The organism is Mesorhizobium sp. M5C.F.Ca.IN.020.32.2.1, from assembly GCF_004023105.1.
GTDB lineage: Bacteria > Pseudomonadota > Alphaproteobacteria > Rhizobiales > Rhizobiaceae > Mesorhizobium > Mesorhizobium wenxiniae.
This window is the reverse complement of sequence record NZ_RZSX01000469.1, coordinates 1-4,984: the sequence shown is the minus strand read 5'-3', so window position 1 is coordinate 4,984 and position 4,984 is coordinate 1. Positions and strand designations below refer to the sequence as shown.

The following is a 4,984-nucleotide window of genomic DNA, read 5'->3' as shown; positions in this document are numbered from 1 at the left end:
GTGACAGATACACCAGCTCGGCAAGCTCGACGTTGGATATGCGCCCGTTCTTTTGCAACTCGGAGAGAATTTTGATGTCGATCTTGTCGAGCTTCATCAGAAACCTGTCACACGTTCGAACCGCGGATCGTCCGGCAAACGGCGTCCGTTACTTCCTGCGTGGTCGCGGTGCCACCAACGTCCGGCGTCAACACGCCTTCACTCGTCACCGTTTCCACGGCGCGCATCAACCGGGCAGCCGCGTCGTTCTCGCCCAGATGTTCGAGCATCTGGGCCGCGGTCCAGAAGGTGGCGATAGGGTTGGCGATCCCTTTGCCGGCAATGTCGAATGCCGAGCCGTGGATAGGCTCGAACATCGAGGGGTAGCGCCGCTCGGGATCAATATTGGCGGTCGGTGCTACACCGAGGCTGCCCGCAAGCGCGCCTGCAAGGTCCGACAATATGTCGGCGTGAAGATTGGTGGCAACGATCGTATCGAGGCTCCGTGGTTTCAGCGTCATACGCGCCGTCATAGCATCAACCAGCATCTTGTCCCACGTGACGTCCGGGAATTCCCGTGCCACCTCGGCGGCGATTTCGTCCCACATTACCATGCCGTGACGCTGCGCGTTGGATTTCGTAACAACTGTCAGGAGCTTTCGCGGCCGTGACTGCGCTAGCCGGAATGCATAGCGCATGATGCGGGTGACGCCGACGCGCGTGAAGATCGCGACCTCGGTTCCGACTTCCTCGGGGAGGCCGCGATGGGCGCGGCCGCCGTGGCCGGAATACTCGCCCTCGGAATTCTCCCGCACGATCACCCAATCGAGATCGCCAGGGCCAACGCCCGCCAGCGGAGAAGCAATGCCCGGCAATATCCTTGTCGGCCGCACGTTCGCGTATTGATCAAAGCCTTGGCAAATCGGCAGCCGGAGGCCCCAGAGCGTGATGTCGTCGGGCACATCGGGAGCACCGACCGCGCCAAAGAAGATAACGTCGAAACGCTTCAGTTGCGCCACCCCATCCTCGGGCATCATCCGGCCATGGCCCTTGTAGTAGTCTGAGCCCCAGTCGAAGTGCTGGACGCGCAGCTTGAAGTCGCCGCAGCGCTCTTCAAGTGTCTCAAGCGCCTGGAGACCGGCGGCAATGACCTCTGGGCCGATCCCGTCGGCTGGAATGGCGGCAATCTCATATTCGCGCATCGTCACTTCCCCATTGTTTTCAGTGCTGGCCGCCTCGCGGCCTCGATCTCGTGTGCGACCGGTTGGACCTTGGCAAATCGGTCTTCTCAGAATTCAGCGACCTTGCCCCACGCAGCTGTCTTCAGACGCTCCGGCCTATAAGGACGCGGATCGACAATCGGCTCGCTGCCGGTGATGATATCGGCGATCATATGCCCAGCGCCGGGGCCGATCCCGAAGCCGTGGCCGCTAAATCCCGCGGCGAGAAGGAAGCCCGGAATCCCCTCGATTTCACCGACTGCGGGAATGCCGTCGGGCGTGCTGTCGATATAACCCGCCCAGGCATCGGAGATCGCGACGCGCTTGAGTTCGGGCATCAATTCGCAGGCTCGTCGATAAGTCAGCCGAATCTGCCTCATGTCAGGTTTGGGGTCGAGAATCCGATTCCGTTCCATTGGTGTCACGTCGTCAAGTACCCATTTCCTCAGGCTTTCATGACCTTGACGCCAGCCCTCGAACGCTCCCGGGGCCAGACTGCGCCAGCGGCGGGCGAACATGGGCACGAACTCGCGGCTGAACCTGAGCTGCTGCGGCGTTGGATCGACTCGCGCCCGCCCGCTGATCGCCAGCGTGTATCCACCGTTGCCGCGTCGCGTCAGCGAGACGCGCGCGGTATGCAGGGCATCCGGCAGGCCATTTGCGCCCGGCGCTACGGCTAGAATGGACTGACGCACGGCAGCTTGCGGGAAACGAATACCAAGCTGGTTGCAGAAGGAAGAAGCCCACGCGCCTCCGGCCATGACCACGGTCGTTGTCCGGATGGTTCCCGCTTCTGTAACGACGCCGCTGATCCGGCCGGCGCTCAGCTCTATGCCGCGAGCCGCGCAATATTGATGCACCGTGCCGCCGGCCGCCACGATTCCGCGCGCTGCAACGGGCACCGCCTTTGAAGGATCCGCCGTTCCGTCAGTTGGCGAGAACACGCCGCCTTTCCATTTGCGGCCGGTCGCCTTGCCCCGTTCGGTGGCTTCTTCCGCGCTCAACACATGCGTAGTGACGCCAACCGTCCTTGCGAAATCGCGCCACTTTGCCCAGCCTCCCAACTCGTTTTCGTCCTGCGAGAGATAGAGCAGCCCGCAACGGCGAAAGCCGGTGTCTTCGCCAGTCTCCTGCGCCACTTTTTCCCAGAGATCGAGGCTCTTGGTTGCCATCGGCAACTCGCGCGCGTCACGGTTCTGCTGGCGGCACCAGCCCCAGTTGCGGCTGGACTGTTCGGCGGCAACGCGCCCCTTCTCCAGCAGGGCAACGCTGACGCCGCGGCGTGCGAGATAATATGCCGTGAATACGCCTACCACGCCGCCGCCGATGACGACGACGTCCGCCTCGCGAGGCAGGGATGGGCTGGAATCGATGTGCATGAGCGGCGCGGGCATGGATGGGGACTCCGGTAATTTGAAGCATCCTAACCTGCCCCCTACAGAGGCAGGCCGCGAAGTTTGTGCCTGGACGGAATATCGTGCGGTTAGCGGCCTCTAGGACGGGCAATTATTGCGCGAAAAGCTCGCTGGTACCGGGGCAAGCAGGAGTACACTTCATGCAGCCGCGTCATGTACGGCATGGCTATTCAGGGCGCGCGGCGCACAGTTGCCGACCCTGATCGGCAGTGCCTTGCCTACATTGCGATGGGCCGCACGGACACCGTTCCGCTCGACCGCATTGCGTGGCAGACGGTGCCGATGCACACCGGAAAGCCGTGGTTCCTGCCCGTCGTGGGGGCGTATAACCGCATGAAGGATATGGTTGCCGGATCATGTCGCGGGCCCCGAACAGCTGCAGAGTGAAATGCCGAACTGGACGTTCTTTTCAGAAGTTCCTGCCGCCCGAGGGCCAAGTTTCGATGACTCTGCGGAAACAAAACAGTCAAACTGGCTGAAAGAACGGAGCAACCTTTCCTTATGGCAGGCAAGCTCCAGAGGACTTCCGATAGGCAGGGCTTACGCCTTCGGAGAGTTCTCCAACAAAAGGAACAGTGTCCGGTACACGGACCGAATTTGATCAAGGGAGCCGCCAGGATGAGCAGAATCCGTTTCTCGCAGCCTCAATGCGCGAAGCGCCGAGATGGCCAGACGACGGCCGCTCCGGTGAGGCGCTTCTGCTCAAAGGGCGATGATTGGGTCCGCAACAGCCTGGACCCGTTCGGTTTAAAGGGGAGGTGATCTCGATGGTCGCAAGCATCCAGGCTGTAGCCCCCCACGATGTGGCGCTTTCGATACGCGACCTCACGGTGAATTTGCCGGAAGGCATGGAACGGACCCATGCCGTCGAGAACATCTCCTTTGATCTGAAGCGCGGTCAGATCCTGTGCATCATCGGCGAATCCGGATCGGGAAAGTCTGTCACAGCCAATGCGATCATGGGGCTTCTGCCCAAGGTGATCCGCGTCTCCTCGGGCGCCATCCAGCTGGATGGGATGAACATCATAGGTTTGTCGCCCGACAAACTGCGCAGCCTACGCGGTCGGGTTGTGTCGATGATTTTCCAGGATCCGCTCTCGGCACTCAACCCGCTGATGACGGTGGGCGCGCAGATCGACGAAGTGATGGCGGCACATGGCGTCGGCACCCCGAAATCCCGTCGCGGCCGCGCTGTCGAGTTGCTGACCGAGGTGGGGCTGCCTGACCCCGAACTCATGTATCATCAGTATCCGTTCCGGCTTTCTGGCGGGCAGCGGCAGCGGGTTATGATCGCCATGGCGCTGGCGCTTGAACCCACGATCCTGATCGCGGATGAACCGACAACCGCGCTCGACGTGACCACCCAGGCACAGATTCTGGAGCTGATCCGCGACATTCAGCGCCGCAAGGGAATGAGCGTCATGTTCATCACCCACGACTTCGGGGTGGTGGCCGAGATCGCAGACAGTGTCGTCGTGATGGAGAAGGGCCACATCGTCGAACAGGGTAGCGCTCAACAGGTCCTGACGTCGCCCAGCCATCCCTACACCCGGCGCCTTATCGCAGCCGTCCCCCACCTGACCGGCGAGGACCGCATTCCTCTGGAGACGGCCAACAAAGCGCCGATCCTGAAGGTCGAGGGCCTGGTGAAGACCTACCGCAGCGGCAGTGCGCTGTTCGGCAAGGAGCGCGTCGTGCCCGCCGTTAACGAGGTCTCGTTCGATCTGGCGCCCGGGCGCACGCTGGGCGTCGTTGGCGAGAGCGGTTCGGGCAAATCATCGCTGGGCCGGCTTCTGATCAAGCTGCTGGACTGCGACGGCGGCGGGATTCTGTTCGAGGGGCAGGACATCGCGAAGCTTTCCGAAGCTGAGTTCCGCCCGTTGAGGCCGCGGGTCCAGATGATCTTCCAAGACCCTTTCGCCTCGCTCAACCCGCGTTCGACTGTCGGCCACATCCTGACTGTTGGCCCGGTCGCGCACGGGATGCCGTATGCCCAAGCGCGTGAAGAGGCGAAGGTGCTACTGGCTCATGTCGGTCTCGATACCGGCGCCTTCGGCCGCTATCCGCACGAATTTTCCGGTGGGCAACGCCAGCGCATAGGCATCGCCCGGGCGCTGATGTTCAAGCCGAAGCTGCTGATCGCCGACGAGGCCGTTTCGGCGCTCGACGTTTCGATCCAGGCGCAGATCCTGAAGCTGCTGGACCAAATCCAGCGAGAGACCGGCGTATCGATGATCTTCATCACCCACGACCTGCGCGTCGCCAGCCAGATCTGCGACGAAATCGCGGTGATGCAGAAAGGGCGGATCGTTGAACGCGGACCACCCTCGCAGATCTTCCTCGACCCGCAATCAGCCTACACGCGTGAGC

At 62.1% G+C, this 4,984-nt stretch carries 5 protein-coding genes; 2 read left to right on the top strand and 3 right to left on the bottom strand.

All coding sequences use genetic code 11. The features are described 5' to 3' along the window. From EOA86_RS21950 to EOA86_RS21940, 3 genes are all read right to left on the bottom strand, one after another. Nucleotides 1–97, bottom strand: a 97-nt coding sequence (locus EOA86_RS21950) for an AsnC family protein (protein ID WP_164891895.1), incomplete at its 3' end; no start/stop codon positions are given. A 10-nt stretch (nucleotides 98–107) separates the two neighbouring features. Continuing rightward, complete coding sequence (locus EOA86_RS21945; RefSeq protein WP_128343554.1) at nucleotides 108–1,181, bottom strand: tartrate dehydrogenase; 1,074 nt, start codon at nucleotides 1,179–1,181, stop codon at nucleotides 108–110. Between the two features lie 86 nt (nucleotides 1,182–1,267). Further along, nucleotides 1,268–2,593, bottom strand: a complete 1,326-nt coding sequence (locus EOA86_RS21940) for an FAD-binding oxidoreductase (RefSeq protein ID WP_128343552.1) — start codon at nucleotides 2,591–2,593, stop codon at nucleotides 1,268–1,270. A gap of 174 nt (nucleotides 2,594–2,767) precedes the next feature. Between EOA86_RS21940 and EOA86_RS21935 the strand changes: the two genes are divergently transcribed. Both EOA86_RS21935 and EOA86_RS21930 read left to right on the top strand, forming a co-directional pair. Beyond that, on the top strand, nucleotides 2,768–3,001 hold the full coding sequence (locus tag EOA86_RS21935; protein WP_206630096.1) for a hypothetical protein: 234 nt from the start codon (nucleotides 2,768–2,770) through the stop codon (nucleotides 2,999–3,001). A gap of 380 nt (nucleotides 3,002–3,381) precedes the next feature. Further along, the coding region (locus EOA86_RS21930) for an ABC transporter ATP-binding protein (protein ID WP_164891896.1) at nucleotides 3,382–4,984 on the top strand (1,603 nt) is incomplete at its 3' end.

Excerpts from the sequence above, each read along its gene's own strand:
- EOA86_RS21945 (WP_128343554.1), bottom strand. The coding sequence starts at position 1,181 with ATGCGCGAATATGAGATTGCCGCCATTCCAGCCGACGGGATCGGCCCA.
- EOA86_RS21940 (WP_128343552.1), bottom strand. The coding sequence starts at position 2,593 with ATGCCCGCGCCGCTCATGCACATCGATTCCAGCCCATCCCTGCCTCGC.
- EOA86_RS21935 (WP_206630096.1), top strand. The coding sequence starts at position 2,768 with ATGTACGGCATGGCTATTCAGGGCGCGCGGCGCACAGTTGCCGACCCT.